The organism is Azospirillum rugosum, assembly GCF_017876155.1.
Lineage (GTDB): Bacteria > Pseudomonadota > Alphaproteobacteria > Azospirillales > Azospirillaceae > Azospirillum > Azospirillum rugosum.
Window position 1 is genome coordinate 38905 of the sequence record NZ_JAGINP010000002.1, and the last position, 20002, is coordinate 58906.

Consider the following 20002-nt stretch of genomic DNA (forward strand, 5'->3'; position numbering starts at 1 on the left):
GCGACACCGCCCCTCCGACGCGCAAGGCCGACCCGCTCATCATGCTGAGGTCCACCAGTCCCGCCCAGCCCGCGTCCGATCCGGCCGACCCTGTCGCCGAACCGTCGCGGCGATTCGACGGGCGCCTTGCGCTGCTCGCCCTGGTAGCGTGCCTGCTGCTGACCGTCCTGGCCTGGCGCGAGACCGCCCGGACCGCCGAGGACGACGCCGAGAGCCGCTTCGCGCTGCGCGTCACGGAGCTGCACCAGCGTCTGGAAAACCATATCCAGACCTACGTCCAGGTGGCGCGGTCGGCGGCCGCGCTCTACACCGCATTTCCCGACGTGCAGCGGGCGGAGTGGAACCGCTTCGTGGACGGCCTCGGCCTGTCCGAACGTTATCCCGGCATCCAGGGCGTCGCCTTCGCCCGCAGGGTCGACCCGTCCAACGCCGCGGCCGTGGCCGGGTCCGCGCGGGCCGACGGGATCCGCCATTTCCGGATCTGGCCGGACGCCGGCGGGCCGGAGCGCGTGATCAACCTCTACGCCGCCCCGGTGACCGAGCAGAACCTGCGCGCGCTGGGCTACGACATGCTGTCCGAGCCGATCCGCCGCACTGCCATCGAGCAGGCGCGCGACTCGGGCGAGCCGTCGACCACGCGGGCCATCCAGCTGAAGATCGACGAGGGCAACTCCCCGTCGCCGGCCTTCATCGTCTTCCAGGCGGTCTACCGCGAGGGCCAGCAGCCCCGCAGCGTGGAGGAGCGCCGCGCGGCCTTCGTCGGCGTGGTGCTGACCCCGATCCGCATCGTCCCGATGGCCAACGCGGTGTTCGGGCCGGGCGTCACCGACGTCGCGGCGACCCTCTACGAAGGGCTGCTGGCCGACGCCGACTTTCCGCTGTACCGCAGCCGCGCGCCGTCGCCCGAAAAGCCGGAGCTGGCGGCGGAGCGCGAGATCACCTTCGGGAACCGCGTCTGGACCGTGCGCTACGAGAGCCGGCCCGGCTTCGCGCTGGAAACGGAAAGCTGGAAGCCGCCGCTGGTCCTCGCCGTCGGGCTGACGCTCAGCGCCTTCCTGTCCACGCTCCTGTGGGCGCTGACGGCGACGCGGCGCCGGGCGCTGGAGATCGCCGGACGGATCACCGCGTCCCTGCGCCGGCGCGAGGCGGAGCTGGACCAGCTCTTCAACGAGGCGCCGCTGGGCATCGCGCTGATCGGCCAGGACGCCAAGCTGCTCGACTGCAACCCGGCCTTCGCCCGTGCGGTCGGCGCGCCGCGCGACGGGCTGATCGGGTTGGACGCGAAGCTGCGGGCGCAGGACCCCGCGCTGGCCACGGCCATCGACGCCGCCATCGGCGGCGAGAGCGTGCGGCTGGAGGTCGACCAGCTGCTGCTGGCCGGCGGGCGGCACAGCCACTTCACCGTCCACCTCCAGCCGGTCACCACGCCGGACGACCCGCCCTTCGTCATGGCCTTCGTGGAGGACATCGGCGACAAGCGCCGGGCGGAGCAGCACATCCATTACCTCGCCCACTACGACGCGCTGACCGGGCTGCCCAATCGGGTGCTGCTGTTCGACCGCATCGGGCAGGCGGCCAAGCAGGCGCGGCGCGACGGCACCAAGGTGGCGGTGCTGTTCATCGACCTGGACCGCTTCAAGGTGATCAACGACAGCCTCGGCCATTCCTTCGGCGACGAGGTGCTGCGGTCGGTGGCGCGCCGGCTGCACGCGGGATTGCGCGATTCCGACACGGTCGGCCGGCTGGGCGGCGACGAGTTCCTGATCGTGGCCCCGCAGCTGCACCAGGCGTCCGACGCCGCGGCGGTGGCGGAGAAGGTGCTGCTTCAGCTCTCCAGCCCCTTCGCGGTCGGCGGGCAGAGCTTCGTGGTGTCGCCCAGCATCGGCATCAGCCTGTTCCCCGACGACGCGGAGGACGCGGAGGGGCTGATCCGCTGCGCCGACATCGCGATGTACAACGCCAAGGACGGCGGGCGGAACGCCTACCGCTTCGTCACCCGCGAGATGGGCGCCCGCTCGCGCGAGCGGCTGGACCTGGAGGCGGCGCTGCGCCGCGCCCTGCAGAACGGGGAGCTGTTCATCGTCTACCAGCCGCAGGTCCGCATTTCCGACGACCAGGTCGTCGGGGTGGAGGCGCTGGTGCGCTGGCGCCATCCGGAGGCGGGGCTGATCATGCCCAACCGCTTCCTGCCCATCGCGGAGGAGACGGGGCTCGTCCAGAGCATCGGCGACTGGGTGCTGAACGAGGTGTGCCAGCAGATCCGCCGCTGGAAGGACCACATCGGCCTGTCCATCCCCGTGGCCGTCAACATCTCCGGCCAGCAGTTCCGCGACGGCCAGCTGCCGGCCAAGGTCGCCGCGGCGCTGGACGGCAACGGGCTGGACGGGCGGGAGCTGGAGATCGAGGTGACCGAGGGCACCCTGATCGACGACATCCCCGCCGCCGTCTCCACCCTGCGCGCGCTGAAGGAGCGCGGGTGCCTGATCGCGCTGGACGACTTCGGCACCGGCTACTCCTCCCTCAGCTACCTGCACCGCTTCCCGATCGACAAGCTGAAGATCGACCGGTCCTTCATCCACGACCTGGAGCAGGCGGGGGTGGGCGACTCCATCCCGCGCGCCATCGTCGGCCTGGGCCGCAGCCTCGGCCTGTCAGTGGTCGCGGAGGGCGTGGAGACGGAGGTGCAGCTCCAGCTCCTGCGCAGCCTGAAGTGCGAGAGCTTCCAGGGCTACCTGTTCAGCCGCCCCGTCCCGGCGGAGGAACTGGAGCCCGTCCTGGCCGTCCGCGCCGCCCGCGGCGGCCACCCGGCCCGGGTTCCCCTAAGCGCGGCCCCCTAGGCGCAATGCCGATCAGCGCGGAAAGGTAACCTCGCTCTCCTCCGCGGCCTGCCAAGCCGGCTTGGCGTTGTGGCCCAGCGTCCGATGGCCGCCGTTCTCCGAATAATAGTCCTCCCGGAAACGGCCGTGCTCACGCTGCCCCAGCCGCTGCCAGCCCTTGGTCCGGTGCCGGCCCTCGCCCCGATGTTCGCCCCGATCCTCGCTATGCCCGCCGCGAACCCAGCCGCGCGACATCGCAGCCCCCGCCAGCACGCCGATGCCGGCCAGCAGGGCCACCGTCATCCACGGGTGCATCTGCGCCTCGGTGTAGAGGCTCGTTTCGCGGACGAAACGGTGCCGGCCCGCGCGCTCGCGGCCGTCGTCGCCGTGGGAATGCAAAGCATCGTTCCGCGCCCGCAACGGCCCGCCGGAGCGGGTGGCCCGCGTCACCGTCCGTTCCATGAGATAGTCGGTGATCCGCGGCGCGAAGGTCTCGGCCAGCGAGAACAGCTTGGCCCCGCCGCCGACATACATGTCGCGCATGGGGGTCTGGGCGCAGTGGCAGATGGCCTTGGCGACCAGGTCCGGCGCGTAGACCGGCGGCGGGTTGCTCGGCTCCACGTCCATCAGGTTCTTGGCGTGCTCCTCGTACAGCGTGTCGATGGCCGCCGGCTTGATCAGCGTGACGGAGATCGGGACGCCGTCGGCCTCCAGCTCCATCCGCAGCGCGTCGGTGAAGCCCTTCACCGCGTGCTTGGTGGCGGAGTAGGCGCCCTGCAACGGCACGGAACGGTCGGACACCACGCTGCCCAGGTTGATCAGCGCGCCGCCGTTCTTCCGCAGGTGCGGGATGGCGGCCAGCGACCCGTTGACCACGCCCCAATAGTTGGTCTCGAACAGGCGCCGGTGGTCCTCCATCGGGGTGTCGACGACCTTGCCGTAGATCGACACGCCGGCGTTGTTCACCCAGGTGTCGATGCGCCCGTGGGTGCGGACCGCCATGTCGGCGAGCTGCCGCAACTCGTCCGGGTTGGCGACGTCGGCCACGCAATGAACGGCGTCGCCGCCCTCGCCGCGGATCTCCTCCGCGACGCGGGCGAGCCCCTCGCGGTCGCGGGCGGCCAGCACGACCTTCGCCCCCTGGCGCGCCGCCATGCGGGCGGTGGCGAGCCCGATGCCGCTGGACGCGCCGGTGATGACGATGACTTGCTCTTCGATGGGCTTCAGCTGCAGGCGCATGGTTGCCCCCTCGGTGGTTGGGCCCCGGTCCCGCGCGGCGGACGCCAGGGCGGTTTGCGGAGTGAACAGCCCGCCGCGCATCCTGTTACGTCCCGAACCCTTGCCTCCGGGGTGCCCCGCCCGGGCCCGACCCAGGACCCGAACGCGCGGCGGAACACGGCCGCGCCCGCCGGGGTTCTTGCTGTCGAGACCGCCCCGTCGGGCACCACACACAGCAACGGGATACAGGCGATGACGATCTACGACCGGATCAAGCAGGACCACGACACCGTCCGCGACCTGCTCGAAAAGGCCGAAAAGGGCGGCGCGAACGTCCGCAGCGTCTACGAGGACCTTCAGCGCGAACTCTGGGCCCACGGCAAGGTGGAGGAGGCGGTCTTCTACCAGGCCCTCTCCAAGGCCAAGAACGCCAAGGAGGAAACGGTCGAAGGCCTGAACGAGCACCACATGATCAACGGCCTGCTCGACGAGCTGAACGCCATGCCGGCCGAGGGCACCGCCTGGAAGGCGAAGCTCCAGGTCCTGGGCGAGATCGTCCGCCACCACCTGGACGAAGAGGAGGAGGAGCTGTTCGAGGAGGCTGAGAAGGCGCTCGACGACAAGCGCGCCAAGGAACTCGGCACCCTCTACGCCGACCGCAAGAAGCACATGATGGCCGCCCTGGCTCCCCTGCCGAAGAGCGCGTGAGTCCATGACCGGGGCGAGCGCGGTGGCGATTTTTGCAACCTTGCGCGCCGCCGCATCCGGTCGTATTTTAGGAGGGGAGGAAGCCGGGGCCTAGCCCCAGCTCCCCCACCTTCAGATCAGGTAGTCGACGGCGAGGCAGACTTCCCATCCCCTCGCCGTCTTCCTGAACTTCAGGCTAAAGCGCAGCCTTTTCAGCATGGCTTTGCCCTCCTGAACGTCCGACGGGATCATTCCCGCCTGACGCGTGCATGTGTATGACATTTTCGCGCAACAGGGAATCCGGCGCGGCGCGATGCCGCAGCGGAATGACGCAGTCGCTTGCCTGACGCTTCCGACCCGTGACAGGGTGCGCTCACCCATTGCGCATCAGAATGTCACGCCCCCATGCCCCCGACCTCCAAGCCAGCCGCCAAGCCCGCCTCCAAATCCGCCGCCGGTTCGCTGGCATCCTTCTGCCCCTGGGCCGCGGACGAGGAGGGCATGCGCGTCTATCTGCGCCCGGTCGGGCTGCTGCCCATTGCCGCATGGGAGAAAGGCGCCGCCGTGCCGCTCGCCGGAGGGCGCTTCGCCTTCGCCACCGCCGAACTCATCGTCCGCCAGGGGGCCCGCATCGAGCGCGCCTTCGCGCCGCTGTCCGAGATCATGGCCTGGGGGTGGGAACGCGGGCGCGCCGTGGCGGAGGTGCTGGACCAGCGGCTCGCCGCGCTGACGCGGGCGCGGGCTCCCTTCGGCGGGCTGGACCTCGGGCGGCCGGCCATCATGGGGATCGTCAACGTCACGCCGGACAGCTTCTCCGACGGCGGCGACTTCTTCGACGCCAAGGCTGCCATTGCCCACGGCGAGGCGCTGCTGGAGGAGGGGGCCGACCTGCTCGACATCGGCGGCGAGTCGACCCGCCCCGGCTCGGCGGCCGTCCCGCCGGAGGAGGAGGAGGCCCGCGTCCTGCCCGTCGTCCGCCATTTCGCCGCCAAGGGGGCCGTCGTCTCGGTCGACACGCGGCACGCACGGGTGATGCGCGCGGCGCTGGACGCTGGCGCCCGCATCATCAACGACGTTGCCGGCCTGCGCGACCCCGGCGCCCTGCCGCTGGTGGCGGAGAAGGGTGCCCCCGTCGTGCTGATGCACATGCAGGGGGAGGACCCCAGCACCATGCAGCAGAACCCGGTCTATGAGGACGCCGCACTCGACGTGTTCGACTGGCTGGCCGACCGGGTGGAGGCCTGCCGCGCCGCCGGGCTGCCGCTGGACGCCATCGTGGTCGATCCGGGCATCGGATTCGGCAAGACGCTGCAGCACAACCTGGACATCCTGCGTTACACGGCGCTGTACCATGGGCTCGGCTGCCCGGTGCTGATCGGGCTGTCGCGCAAGGGTTTCATCAGCAAATTGTCGCGCGGCGAGGCGCCGAAAGACCGGCTGGGCGGTTCGCTCGCCGCCGGGCTGGAGACGCTGAACCAGGGCGCGCAGATCCTGCGGGTCCACGACGTCGCGCAAACGGCGCAGGCCCGTGCCGTCTGGGAGGCTCTGCACCCTGCAAAATCATAGGAGGGAGGGCGGACCATCGGCCGTCCGTGTAACCCTTTGGCGTGTGCGCGGAAGGGCGCTTGACCGACGCTGCCGGTCGCGCGAAGAAGGCATATCCATCCCCGCATTTGCGGTACAGTCACCAGGGTTTTTCACCGAGGGCATTTCCATGACGCGACACCTGTTCGGCACCGACGGCATCCGAGGCACCGCCAACATCGAGCCGATGACCGCCGAAACGGCCCTGCGCGTGGCCATGGCGTCGGCCCTGCAATTCCGCCGCGGCGATCACCGCCACCGCGTCGTCATCGGCAAGGACACGCGGCTGTCCGGCTACTTGCTGGAACCGGCGATGACCGCGGGCTTCATCTCCATGGGCATGGACGTGGTCCTGCTCGGCCCGCTGCCGACGCCGGCGGTCGCGATGCTGACGCGGTCCCTGCGCGCCGACCTCGGCGTGATGATCTCGGCCTCGCACAACCCGTTCCAGGACAACGGCATCAAGCTGTTCGGGCCGGACGGCTACAAGCTGTCGGACGCCGTGGAGATGACCATCGAGGCGCGGCTGGAGCAGCCCTTCGCCTCCGACCTGGCCGGCTCCGCCGACCTCGGCCGCGCCGCGCGGCTGGAGGACGCGACCGGCCGCTATATCGAGTATGTGAAGAACACCTTCCCGCGCGGCCTGCGGCTCGACGGGCTGAAGATCGTCGTCGACTGCGCCAACGGCGCCGCCTACCGCGTGGCGCCGAAGGTGCTGTACGAACTGGGCGCCGACGTGATCCCGGTGGGCGTTAACCCGGACGGCCTGAACATCAACAAGGGCTGCGGCGCCACCGCCACCCAGACGCTGCAGGAGCAGGTGGTGGCGCACGGCGCCCATCTGGGCATCGCGCTGGACGGCGACGCCGACCGCCTGATCATGGTGGACGAGGCCGGCCGCGTCGTGGACGGCGACCAGGTGATGGCGCTGATCGCCTCCTCCTGGGCGCGGGCGCAGTCGCTGAAGGGCGGCGGCGTGGTCGCCACCGTCATGTCGAACCTGGGCATGGAGCGGCACCTGAAGGGCCTCGGCCTCCAACTCGCCCGCACGCCGGTCGGCGACCGCTACGTGGTGGAGCATATGCGGGAGCATGGCTACAACGTCGGCGGGGAGCAGTCGGGCCACGTTGTGCTGTCGGACTACTCCACGACCGGCGACGGGCTGATCGCGGCGCTTCAGGTTCTGGCCGTGCTGATCCAGGCCGGCGGGAAGGAAGCCAGCGCCGTCTGCCGCGTCTTCGACCCCGTCCCGCAGAAGCTGACCAACGTGCGCTTCGCCGCCGGGTCCAAGCCGCTGGAAGTCAACGTCGTGCAGGAGGCGATCCGCGAGGGCGAGGCGCGCCTCAACGGCTCCGGCCGCCTACTGATCCGCAAGTCGGGCACGGAACCGGTGATCCGCGTGATGGCGGAGGGCGACGACGAGGGGCTGGTCCACACCGTGGTCGCCGACATCGCCGCCGCGATCCAGGACGCCGCCCGCCCGGTGGAGGTGACGCCATGACGGCCAAGCATGAACAACCCCACCCGATCCACGGCCGGGTCCTGATCGTCGCCGGATCGGATTCCGGCGGCGGTGCCGGCATCCAGGCGGACATCAAGACGGTCAGCGCGCTCAACGGCTACGCGATGACCGCCATCGCCGCCCTGACCGCGCAGAACACCACGGGCGTCTTCGGAGTCGTCCCCGTCGATCCGGCCTTCGTTGCGCAGCAGATGACGGTGGTGCTGGAGGACATCGGCGCCGACGCCATCAAGATCGGCATGCTTGCCAACGCCGCGGTGATCGAGGCCGTGGCCGGCGCCTATGAGGAGCGCGCGGTCAACGTCCCCCTCGTCGTCGATCCGGTGATGGTCGCCAAGAGCGGCCATTTCCTGCTGGAGCCGGACGCGGTCCTGACGCTCCGCAAGCGGCTGCTGCCGCTGGCCGAGGTGGTGACCCCCAACCTGCCGGAGGCGGAGGCGCTGACCGGCATCCCCGTGCGCAACCTCGACGACATGCGCCGCGCGGCGGAGATGATCCGCACCTTCGGGCCGAAGGCCGTGCTGCTGAAGGGCGGCCATCTGGAGGACGAGCAGCTCTACGATCTGCTGCTGACCGAGGACGGGGAGGAGCTGTTCGAGGGCCGCCGCGTCCACACGCCGCACACCCACGGCACGGGCTGCACCATGTCCTCGGCCATCGCCACCGGCATCGCCCAGGGCCAGTCGGTGCGCGACGCGGTCGCCCGCGCCCGCGCCTATGTGGAGAAGGCCATCCTGACCGCCCCCGGCTTCGGCCACGGCCACGGCCCGCTCAACCACCTGCACACGGTGAAGCCCTTCCCGTAAGCCGGGATCAAACGATCGACAGCATCGCCGATTCCGGGTTCTCCAGCGTCTCGGCCAGGGTGCGCAGGCCGCGGGCGAGGTCGTCGCGGCTGGTCGGGTGGCAGAGGCCGACGCGGACGGCGTGCGGCGCGCTCGCCCGGCCGACGGCGAACACGTCGCCCCCGGTGATCTTCGCGTTGCGGCGCGCCGCCTCGGCGACGAAGTCGTCGCGGCGCCAGGGTTCGGGCAGGACCAGCCACAGGTGCTGCGCCGCCGGGTGGCCGCAGACGACGTCGGCCGGCAGGATGGAGCGGGCGAGCTGCTGGCGCGCCGCCGCCTCGCTGCGCTGGAACTCCGCGAAGCGGTCGGCGCTGCCGTCGGCGATCCAGCGGGCGGCGACCTCCGCCGGCAGCGGCGGCGAGGAATACTGCAGGGCGCGGATCACCGCCTCGACCCGCGGGACGAGGGGCTGGGGCGCGACCACGAAGCCGACGCGCAGGCCGGCCGACACGCTCTTCGACAGGCTCGACACGTAGATGGTGATGTCCGGGGCGATGGCCTGGATGGGCTTCGGCTCCCGCACCAGGAAGCCGAAGACGTCGTCCTCCACCAGCACCACGCCGTGGCGGCGCGCGATGTCCGCGATCTCCTGCCGGCGCGCCGCCGGCATGACGGAGGCGGTGGGATTGTGCATGGTCGGCACGAGGTACAGCGCCTTGGGCGCCAGCCGGCGGCAGGCGCTGTCGAAGGCGTCCGGCACCACGCCGTGCTCGTCGATGGCGATGCCCTCCAGGTGGTAGCCCTCGACCGCCGCCAGGGTCTTCATGCCGTAGTTGGTCAGCCGCTCCGTCAGGACCACGTCGCCCGGGCGCGCCACCGCGGCGATCGCCACCGCCATGGCGTTCTGCGCGCCGGTGGCCAGCAGGACGTTGTCCGGCGTTGTCGTGACGCGGTGCTGGCGGGCCAGCCACTTGGCCACGGCCGCCCGGTGGGAGGGCAGGCCGGCGTGCGGGCTGTATTCCAGAAGCGTGGCGATGTTGGGCGAGGCGCCGATGGCGGCCAGGGTGGGGCCCAGCGCCTGGGCGGTCAGCTTGTGCTCCGGCGTGATGGCCGTCATGTTGACGATGGACGGCTCCAGGGCCGGCGACCAGGAGAAGGGGTCGGACGGCTGGGTCAGCAGCTTGTGCCCCTGCACGAAGGTGCCGCGCCCCACCTCGCCCCCGATCAGCCCGCGCTTCTCCGCCTCCGCATAGGCGCGCGTGATGGTGCCCACGGTGACGCCCAGCGTGTAGGCGAGGTCGCGGTGGGTCGGCAGGCGGGTTCCGGCGGGCAGGCGCCCGCTTGCCACGTCGTCGGCCAGGGCATCAGCGATGGCGCGGTAACGCGGCCCCTGGCGGCCGCTCAGGTCGGGTGTCCAGCTTGTCATGGGGACAATAGTGACATTCCGGAGAGAATCCTTCAAGCAGGGCTGCATTGTCCCCATCGCGGCAGGGCGGGTGTCCCCGCGCTCCCGCCGTCGACCCGCAAGCCTTTGGCGGTGGGAACCCGTGCCGTGGGTGCACCGTTGGAGAATGGCCCGCCCGGCGGTCCTTGGGGCCTCCTTCAGAGCCGGGCACAGCCGGGAGACAGACGAACATGAACGCGGAAAACGCCATTCAGAGCACATACGACCGCTTCTTCGGCGGCGAGCGGAACCTGGGCCCCGTGGAGCGGGCCGTCTCGACGGGCCTTGGCCTGATCATGGCTGCGGGCGGCGTGCGCCGCGCCGATGTGCCGGGGGCCATCATGGGCCTCGCCGGCGCGGCCCTGGTCGCGCGCGGCATGAGCGGGCACTGCCCGATGAAGGCCATGATGCAGGGCGACGGCCACCACGGCCTGTCCGACATGAGCGGCGGCGACGGCCAGCGTGACGGCCAGCACCTCCGCAACGAGGCCTACGGGCACGACGACACCCGCCTGCGCACCTATTCGTAAGCGGATCCGGGCTCTTCCGGACGGAGCAGAGTCAAGAAGATGTGGCGGCGCGGCGCCGGCGCCGCCACTCCTTCCAGCGGCGTTCGCCCCACACCAGCGTCCGGCCGACGGGCGCCTTCAGGAAGGGCACGTCGTAGGCGAGCAGGATCAGACCCAGCGGCAGCATCCAGATGCCGAGCACCGGCAGGAAACTGAAGACGCCGCCGACGATCAGAAGGATCCCCGAAGGCACGCGGACCCAGGTCGCCTGCGGATCGCGCAGCCAGCGCAGCGCGCGGGCCATCCGGCCCGGAAGCTTTTCCTCGATGCGGTCGACCCGACGTTCGAGCCGCGCGTGGTGGCGGTCCATCAAATTCCGAAGCTCCTGGTCCTGTCCATTCTTGCCGTAGTGCGAACGGCCCATATGGGAACAGCCAAGCGCGTTCCAAGCTCCCTTTGGGCTCCCGTCGGAATCGGGGGAGGGGGCCCTTGAAAGCGGTCGCCCCCACCGCCAACTGAACGATTGTTCCGGATCCGGGCCCCTCTGGCAGTCGAGTCGTCGGCTGCGATGTCGGATCCCTTCACCTGCTCTTGCGCCGACGGGCGTGACCGCATTTGGAGGGTCCCACCCATGGAGACCTCGCACAGCATCCGGGCCGGCTTGCCCGACAGGGGCGCCACAAGGGGCGCCAGAATCCCATCGCTTCGCAACCGCGGTTCCGCCGCCGGGAAGACCGGCCGGGCAATACACGCGCGCCTGCGGCCGAGCGGGTGGCCAATCCACACGGACCCTTTCCACAGCGATCGCGCCGACCGGCCGTCCGTTCCGCGGGCGGGTGCCGTCACGCGCGCATCCGGGGCGTAAACGAGGGAGCTTTCGTCATGTTCAACCAATACCCGAATCAAAGCCCGGGCCAGAGCCGGTGGGGCGCCGGCGCCCCGGCCGTGGACCGCGCACAGTTCGACGAGGGCCTGCGCAAGCACATGCTGCGGGTCTACAACTTCATGATGCTGGGGCTCGGGGTGACCGGGCTGGTGGCGCTGCTCGTGGCGAGCACGCCGGCGCTGTACGTGCCGATCTTCACCACGCCGCTGAAGTGGGTGGTGATGCTGGCGCCGCTGGCCTTCATCATGGTTCTGTCCTGGCGGTTCGAGCGAATGTCGGCGAGCAGCCTGCAAGGGCTGTTCTGGGCGTTCTGCGCGGTGATGGGCGTCTCCATGGCGTCGATCTTCCTGGTCTTCACCGGGGCCAGCGTGGCGCGGGTGTTCTTCATCACCGCCGCCATGTTCGCCGCGATGAGCCTGTGGGGCTACACCACCAAGGCCGACCTGTCGAAGATGGGCTCCTTCCTGATGATGGGCCTGATCGGCATCGTCATCGCCAGCCTGGTCAACATCTTCGTCGGCTCCAGCGCGCTGCAGTTCGCCATCTCGGTCATCGGCGTCGTCATCTTCACCGGCCTGACCGCCTATGACACCCAGCGCATCAAGGAAGAGTACGCCGAGGGCTACGGCCACGAGACCAACACCAAGCTCGCCGTCATGGGCGCGCTCTCCCTCTACCTCAACTTCATCAACCTCTTCCAGATGCTCATGCAGCTCATGGGGCAGCGCGAGGAGTAATCGAACGGTTTCTTGGTGCGTCCTGCCTTGACGGGCCGGCTGCTTCGGCGGCCGGCCTTTTTTCTTTGGCCCGTCGCGTGGCGTTGACCGGGTGGGCGGTGGACACCAACTCTGGTTGGTCGAACCGGAACCGGCGCCGTGATGGGGAGCGATCGATGGGGCAGGGTGCCCACTGCACGCTTTCGTCCGGCCGCCCAGGCCACCGCAGGCCGTCGCCCGCGCGTGCCCTGACCGGAGTCCGTTGATGGATCGCCCGATGCCCAGTTTCAAACTGCCCATTCCGCATTCGCGCCGCCAATTCCTGACCACCGCAGCATCCGCCGCCGCGCTCGGCGGTCTGTCCGCCCTCGTCCCCGCGGCGGCCCGTCGCGCCCTCGCCGCTGACGCCGTCGCGCCGACCCGCCTTGTGGTCGAGCGGCGCGTGCTGGAGGTGATGGGCAAGCCCGCCACCGTGTTCGGCATCCGCCAGCCGGACGGCACCTCCGGCCTCGTCCTCGACGCCGGCCAGCGCTTCCTCGTCGACCTGGAGAACCAAGCCGGCGAGGACACCGTCATCCACTGGCACGGCATGACGCCGCCCTACGCCCAGGACGGCGTCGCCGACGCCAACCGCCCGCTGGTCGCGGCAGGAACGGTCGAGCGCTACGACTTCGCGCCCCGCCCCGGCACCCACTGGATGCATTCGCACCACGGCTTGCAGGAGCAGCGACTCATGGCCGCCCCGCTGGTCGTGCGCACCGCCGAGGATCGCCGCGCCGACGTGCAGGAGGTCGCCGTCCTGCTGCACGACTTCACCTTCAAGGACCCCGCGGAGCTGCTCGCCGGCCTGACCGGCGGCGGCGCCATGGCGCACGGCGGCCATGGCGGGCATGAGGGCCACGGCATGTCGATGCCGGGCATGGACAAGCCCGCCTCGCCGCACGGCGCGCACCAGGGGCACGGCAGCGCCATGCCCTCCAGCGTGATGTCCGGCGGGACGGCGATGGACCTCAACGACGTCGAGTACGACGCCTACCTCGCCAACGACCGCACGCTGGACGACCCGCAGCTGGTCCAGGTGGAGCGCGGCGGGCGGGTGCGCCTGCGGCTGATCAACGGCGCGACCTCCACCGCCTTCCACATCGACCTCGGCGCGCTGGAGGGCACCGTCGTCGCGGCCGATGGCAACCCGGTCAAGCCGGTCACGGGGCGCCGCTTCGGCATGGTGATGGGCCAGCGGCTGGACATCCTGGTCCAGCTTCCGCCCGAAGGCGGCGCCTTCCCCATGCTGGCGCAGCGGGAAGGCGACCGCCGGCGCACCGGCATCATCCTGGCGACGCCGGGCGCTGCGGTGGCGAAGGTCGCCGGCGACGCCGCGGAGGCCGCCGGCCCCGTCGACCTGTCGCTGGAGCAGCGACTGACCGCCGCCGAGCCGCTGCCCGCCCGCGATCCCGGCGCCCGGTTCCGGGTGCGGCTGACCGGCTCCATGATGCCCTACGTCTGGACCATCGACGACCGGCCCTTCGGCCGGCACCTGCCGCTGGCGGTGTCCAAGGGGCAGCGGGTGGTGGTGGAGATGGTCAACGCCAGCGGCATGGCCCACCCCATGCACCTGCACGGCCACCATTTCCAGGTCGTCGCGCTGAACGGCGCACCGGTCAACGGAACGCTGGGGGGCGCCGTCCGCGACACGGTCCTGGTGCCGCTGAACGGCTCCGTCACCGTCGCCTTCGACGCGGACAACCCCGGCCGCTGGCCGCTGCACTGCCACAACCTGATGCACATGGCGACCGGGATGATGACCGAGGTCGTCTACGACCGCACCGCGTGACCGCCAGCGGCGGCCGCTACAGCCAGCCCCGCCACTTGAAGAACAGGTAGGGCAGGATGCCGGTGGCCGCCATCAGGCCCAGGGCGTAGGGGTAGCCGAGGCTCCACCCAAGCTCCGGCATGTGCTGGAAGTTCATGCCGTAGATGCTGGCGACCAGGGTCGGCGGCGTCAGCACGACGGAGACGATGGAGATGATCTTGATGATCGCGTTCTGCTGGATGCCGATCAGCCCGACGGTCGCGTCCAGCATGAACTGCACCTTGTTGATCAGGTCGACCGTGTAGTCGTGCAGCGACCGCAGGTCGCGCTCCAGCGCCTCCAGCCCGATCGCGGCGGCATCTGAGCGCAGGTTGGCGCGGGCGAAGGCGAAGACGCGGTCCAGGCTCTGCAGGCTCTCGCGGATGCGGAAGACCACGTCCTGGCTGTGGCCGACGTCGCTCAGCACGGCTTCCAGGGGCCGCCGGGGCCGGCGCCGCTTGCGGGACGGCTGGCCGGGCCGGCCGTTGCTGTAGCGGAAGATCTCCCGGCTCAGCACGTCCAGGTCGGCGCCGATCCGCTCGATGATGTCGGCCAGCCGGTCCACCATGGTGTTCCACATCGCCACCAGCACGTCCGTCGCGCTTTCGACCTGGACCTGCTGGCGGTCGCATTGGGACTTGAAGATCTTGAAGGACTGCGGCGTGTCGTAGCGCACGGTGACCAGCCGCTTCGGCGTCAGGACGAAGGTGATCGGCACCGTCGTCGGGTCATGGCTGTCCGACCGGCAGACCGCGACCACCGTCATGAACAGCGCGTCCTTGGTCTTGGAGACACGGCTCGTCTCCTCGATCTCCACCATGTCCTCTTGGGTGGGGAGGTTGAGGCCGAGGACCTGCTCCAGCCGCTCCTCCTCCTCGCGGCCGGGATCGTAGAGGTCGATCCAGATCGCCTCGGGCGGCAGGTGTTCGGGGTTGGTGACGGCGGAATACAGCGTCCCGTCCCGGACGATGTGCGCGTTGATCATGAGGCACCGATCTTGGGGACACCGGGCCGAAGAGTCAGCGCGCCAGCGGGACCGGTCCCGGCAGCGCGCCGTCCAGCCCCGCGCCGGGCGGGTGCAGCGGCAGCGTCGGCGCGCGCAGCAGCGCCGCCTCCAGCTCCGCCATGCGGAAGGGCTTGCCGAGGAAGGCGACGGCGCCGGCGGCCTGCGCCTCCTCCGCCAGGCTGTGGGCACTGCACACGATGCTCGGGATGCCGTGCCGGCCGGCCAGGACGCGCACCGCGGTCAGGCCGTTGGACCCGCGGGCGAGCCAGACGTCCACCAGGGCCAGGTCCACGGGATGCTTGGCCGCCGCCGCGATCGCCGCCTCCGCCGTGTCCACCACCGCCACGACCCGGTGGCCCAGGTCGTCGAGGATCCCCGTCAGCATCATCGCGACGCCCGCGTCGTCCTCGGCAACGAGGATGTTCAGTCCGTCCAGCATCGGCAAGGTCCCTGTGCCGTTGACCGCTTCGCCTTCACATAATGCGCGCGGAGCGTCGGCAAGACCCTCCACACGGCTGATTCAATCGTACTGTGGCATTTTAGACAAGGCCGCAACGCCGATTTTGCGGTCGGCGGGCGCTTGTTCCGGTCTGGAAGCACCGTGCGCGCTGTTGACTCCTCCGTCCGATTGTCTCGAGTCGCAGGAGGGCTCAATCATGCGCAAGCGAATGATGCCGAAGCGGATGATGCCCGGATGGAAGGCGGGTTCCATGGCGGCGCTGCTCGCGCTCGGCGCCTCGGTGGCGCTTGCCGGCCCGCCGGTGCCGCCCGCCGCCGCCGCCGACCCGGCCACAGAGTGGCGCTTGGAGCGCGGGACCGAGGACGGGGTGGAGTATGTGGCGGTCACGGCGAGCAACACCGGCACGGACATCGCGCTGCAACTGGTCTGCTCCGTCGAATCGCGGGCATCCATCACGCTGTTCGGAGAGGCCGGCGCCCCGGCCGACCTGCCGGACACGGCCTCCGTCACCACGCGCCTGCCCGGCCAGCCGCCGCGCACCCGGTCCTGGGAACAATCGCTGGAGGAAGGGGACGTCCGGACGCTCGACCTTGATGGCAAGGACGCCTTCGACCTGATCGCCGCGCTGTCCCGGTCCTCCGCCGGGGACGTTCAATTCGAGGTCCCCCAGGGGCGCACCGGCGACCGCCAAGCCATGGACCATTACGGCTTCGACCTCGGCAAGGGGGCGGAGGAGCGCAGCATGCTGGCCGCCGCCTGCGCGACTTGGCAGTCCGGTTCCGACCTGTAACCGTTTGCCGCATGCGGGGTGGAACGGACATTCCGCCTTGCACGATCAGGCTGTGTCGTGGATGATACATCCGATATCGGAAATGTGATGGTGACAATTAAGACATTGACCGCGACGATTGCGCCCTCATAATCGCGATTGTCCCGATTGTTCGGGGCCGAATGTTTCGACGATGGAGGAAAACAATGCGCAGCACCGAAGCGACCCGCAGCACCGGATCGTCCACGACCGCCACCCCGGTCATCGCGCGCGTCCTCGCCGTCGGCGTTCGCCCCCTGTGGATGGCGGTGGAGCACGCGTTCGGCGCCTACGAACGCTGGCGGCAGCGGCAGGCGCTCGGCCGGCTCGACGACCATCTGTTGAAGGACATCGGCCTCAGCCGGGCCGACGTCGACGCCGAGACCCGCAAGCCCTTCTGGAAGGAGTGACCTGTTGACCGCCGACACCAACACCGCCGGCTCCCCTGCCGATGAAGTCGTCTACGCCGTCGAGCCGGACCTGCCGGCGGACGACTTCATCGACGTGCTGCACCGCTCCGGGCTGGCCGAACGCCGGCCCGTGGCGGACCGCCCGCGCGTGGAGGCGATGTTGCGCAACGCCGACCTGACGATCACCGCCCGCGTGGGTGGGCGTCTGGTCGGCGTCGCCCGCTCGATCACCGACTTCGTCTATTGCTGCTACCTGTCCGACCTCGCCGTGGACCGTGCGCTCCAGGGGCGCGGCATCGGCAAGGAGCTGATGCGCCGCACCCGCGCCGCGGTGGGGGAGGGCACCACCTGCCTGCTGCTGTCCGCGCCGAAGGCCGTCACCTTCTACGAGCAAGCGGGGATGGAGCGGCACGAGCGCGCCTTCCTCTTCACCGACAAGCCGTAAGGGTCGCCCCATGCGCCTGCCCATCTATCAGGTCGATGCCTTCGCCGACGCGGTCTTCACCGGCAACCCCGCCGCGGTCGTCCCGCTGGAGTCCTGGCTGCCGGACGAGACTCTCCAGGCCATCGCCATGGAGAACAACCTCGCGGAGACGGCCTATTTTGTCCGTTCCGGTGAGGGGCGGTCCGGCGACGGGTACGATCTGCGCTGGTTCACCCCGACGGTCGAGGTGGATCTCTGCGGCCACGCGACGCTGGCCTCGGCCTTCGTGATCGCAACCATCCTGGAGCCCGGGCGCGAGCGCATCGACTTCACCACGCGCCAAGCCGGCGTTCTGACCGTCACCCGCAGCGGCGACCTCTACACGCTCGACTTCCCCTGCCGCCCGCCGGAGCCGCTGGCCGAGGCCCCCGCCGGCCTGCTGGAGGCGCTCGGCGGCCCCAAGCCCGTGGCCCTGCTGAAGTCCCGCGACGTCCTGGTCGTCTATGAGGACGCGGCGGCGGTGTCGTCCCTGGCGCCGGACATGGCCGCGCTGGCGAAGATCGAGGGGTTCGCGGTCAACGTCACCGCGCCGGGCAGCGGCGGCGTCGATTTCGTGTCGCGCTTCTTCGCCCCCGGGCAGGGCATTCCGGAGGATCCGGTGACCGGCTCCGCCCACTGCACACTGATCCCCTATTGGGCGGCGCGCCTGGGCAAGGACCGGCTGGAGGCTCGCCAGATCTCCGCCCGCGGCGGCGCGCTGTCCTGCGAGCTGGCCGGCGACCGCGTGAAGATCGGCGGACGCGGCGTGCTGTTCCTGGAAGGGGCCATTCATATCTGACCCGTACCCGGCCGGGCTTCCGGCCGGCCTCCGCTGGGGGTACAAACGGAGACGAACCGAAAACGACAGGGATGGGGACACGCATGGCTGGGCGCTATTTCGAGGATTTCCGGATCGGCGACGTGATCGAAACCGAAGGGGCGACCGTCACCGAAAGCCAGATCATGGATTTCGCCCAGCGCTTCGATCCCCAGCCCTTCCACATGGACGCGGTCGCCGCGGCGGAGGGGCCGTTCGGCGGGGTGATCGCCAGCGGCTTCCACACCCTGTCCCTCAGCTTCCGCCTGTTCCGCGACACCGGCGCCATCACCGGCACCAGCCTGGGCGGCTCCGGCGGCGACGAACTGCGCTGGCTGCGCCCCGTGCGGCCCGGCGACACGCTGCGCGTCCGGGTGGAGGTGGTGGAGACCACGCCGTCGCGCCGCGGCGACCGCGGCACCGTCCGCCTCGCCTACACCACGCTGAACCAGCACGGCGAGGCGGTGATGACCATCACCCTGAACCACATCGTCGCCACGCGCACGATCCCCGCGGAGTAGGCGATTGTCCCCTCCCTCGCCTCTCGCGCATGCTTGCATGCGCTGACGGCGTCAGGCGAACGCCCTCGGCGTTCGCTGAGAGCCGAAGGTGGGGGAGGGCTAGGGTGGGGGCCCAACGCAGCCACGTATCCCCTACGCATGTCTTGATCCGCGGCGCCGGCCCCTGTATAGCGTCGCCCCTTTTACGGCGAGGGGGAACTCCCATGACGGCCTGCGGACTCGACTTCGGCACGTCCAACACCACCCTCGGCGTGCAGGGTGATGGCGCCTTCCGTCTGCTGCCGCTGGACGGCGGGCGGACGACGCTGCCGAGCGCCGTCTTCTTCGATTTCGAGGCCGACGCGGTGACGGTCGGGCAGGGCGCCATCGACGCCTATGTGTCGGGCGTGGAGGGGCGCCTGATGCGCTCCATCAAGTCGATGCTCGGCACCGACCTGATCGACGCCGACACGGCGCTGCGCAAGGGGCGCATCAGCTTCCGCGCGGTGATCGCCACCTTCCTGGAGCAGGTCAAGCGCCGCGCCGAGGAGGCGCTGGGCAGCGAATTGACCGACGTGGTGCTGGGCCGGCCCGTTCATTTCGTGGACGGCGACCCGGCCGGCGACGCGGCGGCGGAGGAGACGCTGGGCGAGATCGCGCGTTCCGTCGGCTTCCGCAGCATCTCCTTCCAGTACGAGCCCATCGCCGCCGCCCTCGACTACGAGCAGCAGGTGACCGGGGAGGAGCTGGCCCTCATCGCCGACATCGGCGGCGGCACGTCCGACTTCTCCGTCGTCCGCATCGGGCCGGACCGGCGCGGCAAGGCCGACCGCAGCGGCGACATCCTGGCCAACGACGGCATCCGCGTCGGCGGCACGGACTTCGACCGCGACCTGTCGCTGGCGACCGCCATGCCTCTGCTCGGCCACGGCAGCGCGATGAAGCGCCAGGGCCTGCTGGCGCCGAAGCACCTGTTCCTCGATCTGGCAACCTGGTCGAAGATCAACTTCCTCTACACCGCCAAGGCCATGGCCGACCTGGAGCGGCTGCACCGCGATTCCGCCGCTCCCGACCGCATCGAGCGGTTGATCGGCGTGGTGGAGCACCGCCTGGGCCACGCGCTGGCCATGGCCGTGGAGCGCACCAAGATCGCGCTGTCCGACGGCCCGGAGGCCGGCTTGCGGCTCGACTGGGGCGACGGCGACCTGACCCGCCCGGTCAGCGTGGCGGACCTGAACGGAGCCACGGCGGTCCTCGCCGGCCGCATCGGCGGGCGCGTGCGCGCCAGCCTGGCCGAGGCGGGCACCGACGCGTCGGCGATCGACGCGGTGTTCCTGACCGGCGGCTCCACCCTCCTGCCGCAGGTGCGCGCGGCGATCCTGGCGGAGGTGCCAGACGCCCGCGCGGTGGAAGGCAACATCTTCGGCTCGGTCGGAACCGGCCTCGCCATCGAGGCGGGCCGCCGCTACGGCAGAGTCTAAGGTGCCGGCCCAAGGCAGCGGAGGGGACCGGAGAAAATTTG

Annotated in this window: 19 protein-coding genes; 14 read left to right on the plus strand and 5 right to left on the minus strand. The window is 70.4% G+C overall.

The features are described from left to right. The first annotated feature begins 41 nt into the window (after positions 1-41). A complete protein-coding gene (locus J2851_RS03265) occupies positions 42-2837 on the plus strand; it encodes a bifunctional diguanylate cyclase/phosphodiesterase (protein ID WP_209763938.1) in 2796 nt (931 codons plus the stop codon). 12 nt (positions 2838-2849) lie between these two features. Here J2851_RS03265 and J2851_RS03270 read toward each other — a convergent pair whose 3' ends face one another. Further along, a complete protein-coding gene (locus J2851_RS03270; protein ID WP_209763940.1) occupies positions 2850-4055 on the minus strand; it encodes an SDR family oxidoreductase in 1206 nt (401 codons plus the stop codon). Between the two features lie 231 nt (positions 4056-4286). Here J2851_RS03270 and J2851_RS03275 point away from each other — a divergent pair, with 231 nt between their 5' ends. The 4 genes from J2851_RS03275 (at position 4287) to thiD (ending at position 8633) form a co-directional block, all read left to right on the plus strand. Then, positions 4287-4742: a hemerythrin domain-containing protein gene (locus tag J2851_RS03275; protein WP_209763942.1), complete on the plus strand. Its 456-nt coding sequence runs from the start codon at positions 4287-4289 to the stop codon at positions 4740-4742. A 384-nt stretch (positions 4743-5126) separates the two neighbouring features. Next, complete coding sequence (folP, locus tag J2851_RS03280) at positions 5127-6287, plus strand: dihydropteroate synthase (protein WP_209763944.1); 1161 nt, start codon at positions 5127-5129, stop codon at positions 6285-6287. A 148-nt stretch (positions 6288-6435) separates the two neighbouring features. Continuing rightward, a complete protein-coding gene (gene glmM / locus J2851_RS03285) occupies positions 6436-7806 on the plus strand; it encodes a phosphoglucosamine mutase (protein ID WP_209763953.1) in 1371 nt (456 codons plus the stop codon). After that, on the plus strand, positions 7803-8633 hold the full coding sequence (thiD, locus tag J2851_RS03290; protein WP_209763955.1) for a bifunctional hydroxymethylpyrimidine kinase/phosphomethylpyrimidine kinase: 831 nt from the start codon (positions 7803-7805) through the stop codon (positions 8631-8633). The genes glmM and thiD overlap by 4 nt, the downstream gene beginning before the upstream one ends. A gap of 7 nt (positions 8634-8640) precedes the next feature. Here thiD and J2851_RS03295 read toward each other — a convergent pair whose 3' ends face one another. Then, positions 8641-10038 (minus strand): aminotransferase-like domain-containing protein, encoded by a 1398-nt coding sequence (locus tag J2851_RS03295; protein ID WP_209763957.1) that lies wholly within the window; start codon positions 10036-10038, stop codon positions 8641-8643. Positions 10039-10247: 209 nt separating this feature from the next. Here J2851_RS03295 and J2851_RS03300 point away from each other — a divergent pair, with 209 nt between their 5' ends. Beyond that, positions 10248-10586: a YgaP family membrane protein gene (locus J2851_RS03300; protein WP_209763968.1), complete on the plus strand. Its 339-nt coding sequence runs from the start codon at positions 10248-10250 to the stop codon at positions 10584-10586. 31 nt (positions 10587-10617) lie between these two features. Here J2851_RS03300 and J2851_RS03305 read toward each other — a convergent pair whose 3' ends face one another. Beyond that, a complete protein-coding gene (locus tag J2851_RS03305) occupies positions 10618-10935 on the minus strand; it encodes a hypothetical protein (RefSeq protein ID WP_209763970.1) in 318 nt (105 codons plus the stop codon). A 512-nt stretch (positions 10936-11447) separates the two neighbouring features. On the opposite strand from J2851_RS03305, the gene J2851_RS03310 reads away from it, so the two are divergent. Together J2851_RS03310 and J2851_RS03315 are read left to right on the plus strand one after the other, a co-directional pair. Further along, a complete protein-coding gene (locus J2851_RS03310) occupies positions 11448-12188 on the plus strand; it encodes a Bax inhibitor-1/YccA family protein (protein ID WP_209763972.1) in 741 nt (246 codons plus the stop codon). A gap of 256 nt (positions 12189-12444) precedes the next feature. Next, the gene (locus J2851_RS03315; protein ID WP_209763981.1) at positions 12445-13998 is read left to right on the plus strand and encodes a multicopper oxidase family protein; all 1554 of its coding nucleotides are present in this window, start codon (positions 12445-12447) and stop codon (positions 13996-13998) included. Between the two features lie 16 nt (positions 13999-14014). Here the strand turns inward: J2851_RS03315 and J2851_RS03320 are convergent, their stop codons facing one another. Both J2851_RS03320 and J2851_RS03325 read right to left on the minus strand, forming a co-directional pair. After that, positions 14015-15001, minus strand: a complete 987-nt coding sequence (locus J2851_RS03320; protein ID WP_209763990.1) for a magnesium transporter CorA family protein — start codon at positions 14999-15001, stop codon at positions 14015-14017. A gap of 34 nt (positions 15002-15035) precedes the next feature. Beyond that, complete coding sequence (locus J2851_RS03325) at positions 15036-15461, minus strand: response regulator (protein ID WP_209763992.1); 426 nt, start codon at positions 15459-15461, stop codon at positions 15036-15038. A 217-nt stretch (positions 15462-15678) separates the two neighbouring features. Here J2851_RS03325 and J2851_RS03330 point away from each other — a divergent pair, with 217 nt between their 5' ends. From J2851_RS03330 to J2851_RS03355, 6 genes are all read left to right on the plus strand, one after another. Next, complete coding sequence (locus tag J2851_RS03330; protein ID WP_209763994.1) at positions 15679-16272, plus strand: hypothetical protein; 594 nt, start codon at positions 15679-15681, stop codon at positions 16270-16272. Positions 16273-16457: 185 nt separating this feature from the next. Next, positions 16458-16700 carry a DUF1127 domain-containing protein gene (locus tag J2851_RS03335; RefSeq protein WP_209763996.1) on the plus strand — a complete coding sequence of 81 codons (243 nt, stop codon included), beginning with the start codon at positions 16458-16460 and terminating at the stop codon, positions 16698-16700. A gap of 4 nt (positions 16701-16704) precedes the next feature. Then, on the plus strand, positions 16705-17145 hold the full coding sequence (locus tag J2851_RS03340) for a GNAT family N-acetyltransferase (RefSeq protein ID WP_209763998.1): 441 nt from the start codon (positions 16705-16707) through the stop codon (positions 17143-17145). Between the two features lie 10 nt (positions 17146-17155). Beyond that, positions 17156-17962, plus strand: coding sequence for a PhzF family phenazine biosynthesis protein (locus J2851_RS03345; protein ID WP_209764000.1), 807 nt, complete (start codon positions 17156-17158; stop codon positions 17960-17962). Positions 17963-18045: 83 nt separating this feature from the next. Then, positions 18046-18501 (plus strand): MaoC family dehydratase, encoded by a 456-nt coding sequence (locus J2851_RS03350; RefSeq protein WP_209764003.1) that lies wholly within the window; start codon positions 18046-18048, stop codon positions 18499-18501. Between the two features lie 203 nt (positions 18502-18704). After that, positions 18705-19961: an Hsp70 family protein gene (locus J2851_RS03355; RefSeq protein WP_209764005.1), complete on the plus strand. Its 1257-nt coding sequence runs from the start codon at positions 18705-18707 to the stop codon at positions 19959-19961. The last annotated feature ends 41 nt before the right edge of the window (positions 19962-20002 follow it).

What these genes read in the sequence shown, in the direction of transcription:
- J2851_RS03265 (WP_209763938.1), top strand. Translation starts at nt 42, where the DNA reads ATGCTGAGGTCCACCAGTCCCGCCCAGCCCGCGTCCGATCCGGCCGAC.
- J2851_RS03270 (WP_209763940.1), bottom strand. Translation starts at nt 4,055, where the DNA reads ATGCGCCTGCAGCTGAAGCCCATCGAAGAGCAAGTCATCGTCATCACC.
- J2851_RS03275 (WP_209763942.1), top strand. Translation starts at nt 4,287, where the DNA reads ATGACGATCTACGACCGGATCAAGCAGGACCACGACACCGTCCGCGAC.
- folP (WP_209763944.1), top strand. Translation starts at nt 5,127, where the DNA reads ATGCCCCCGACCTCCAAGCCAGCCGCCAAGCCCGCCTCCAAATCCGCC.
- glmM (WP_209763953.1), top strand. Translation starts at nt 6,436, where the DNA reads ATGACGCGACACCTGTTCGGCACCGACGGCATCCGAGGCACCGCCAAC.
- thiD (WP_209763955.1), top strand. Translation starts at nt 7,803, where the DNA reads ATGACGGCCAAGCATGAACAACCCCACCCGATCCACGGCCGGGTCCTG.
- J2851_RS03295 (WP_209763957.1), bottom strand. Translation starts at nt 10,038, where the DNA reads ATGACAAGCTGGACACCCGACCTGAGCGGCCGCCAGGGGCCGCGTTAC.
- J2851_RS03300 (WP_209763968.1), top strand. Translation starts at nt 10,248, where the DNA reads ATGAACGCGGAAAACGCCATTCAGAGCACATACGACCGCTTCTTCGGC.
- J2851_RS03305 (WP_209763970.1), bottom strand. Translation starts at nt 10,935, where the DNA reads ATGGACCGCCACCACGCGCGGCTCGAACGTCGGGTCGACCGCATCGAG.
- J2851_RS03310 (WP_209763972.1), top strand. Translation starts at nt 11,448, where the DNA reads ATGTTCAACCAATACCCGAATCAAAGCCCGGGCCAGAGCCGGTGGGGC.
- J2851_RS03315 (WP_209763981.1), top strand. Translation starts at nt 12,445, where the DNA reads ATGCCCAGTTTCAAACTGCCCATTCCGCATTCGCGCCGCCAATTCCTG.
- J2851_RS03320 (WP_209763990.1), bottom strand. Translation starts at nt 15,001, where the DNA reads ATGATCAACGCGCACATCGTCCGGGACGGGACGCTGTATTCCGCCGTC.
- J2851_RS03325 (WP_209763992.1), bottom strand. Translation starts at nt 15,461, where the DNA reads ATGCTGGACGGACTGAACATCCTCGTTGCCGAGGACGACGCGGGCGTC.
- J2851_RS03330 (WP_209763994.1), top strand. Translation starts at nt 15,679, where the DNA reads ATGCGCAAGCGAATGATGCCGAAGCGGATGATGCCCGGATGGAAGGCG.
- J2851_RS03335 (WP_209763996.1), top strand. Translation starts at nt 16,458, where the DNA reads ATGCGCAGCACCGAAGCGACCCGCAGCACCGGATCGTCCACGACCGCC.
- J2851_RS03345 (WP_209764000.1), top strand. Translation starts at nt 17,156, where the DNA reads ATGCGCCTGCCCATCTATCAGGTCGATGCCTTCGCCGACGCGGTCTTC.
- J2851_RS03350 (WP_209764003.1), top strand. Translation starts at nt 18,046, where the DNA reads ATGGCTGGGCGCTATTTCGAGGATTTCCGGATCGGCGACGTGATCGAA.
- J2851_RS03355 (WP_209764005.1), top strand. Translation starts at nt 18,705, where the DNA reads ATGACGGCCTGCGGACTCGACTTCGGCACGTCCAACACCACCCTCGGC.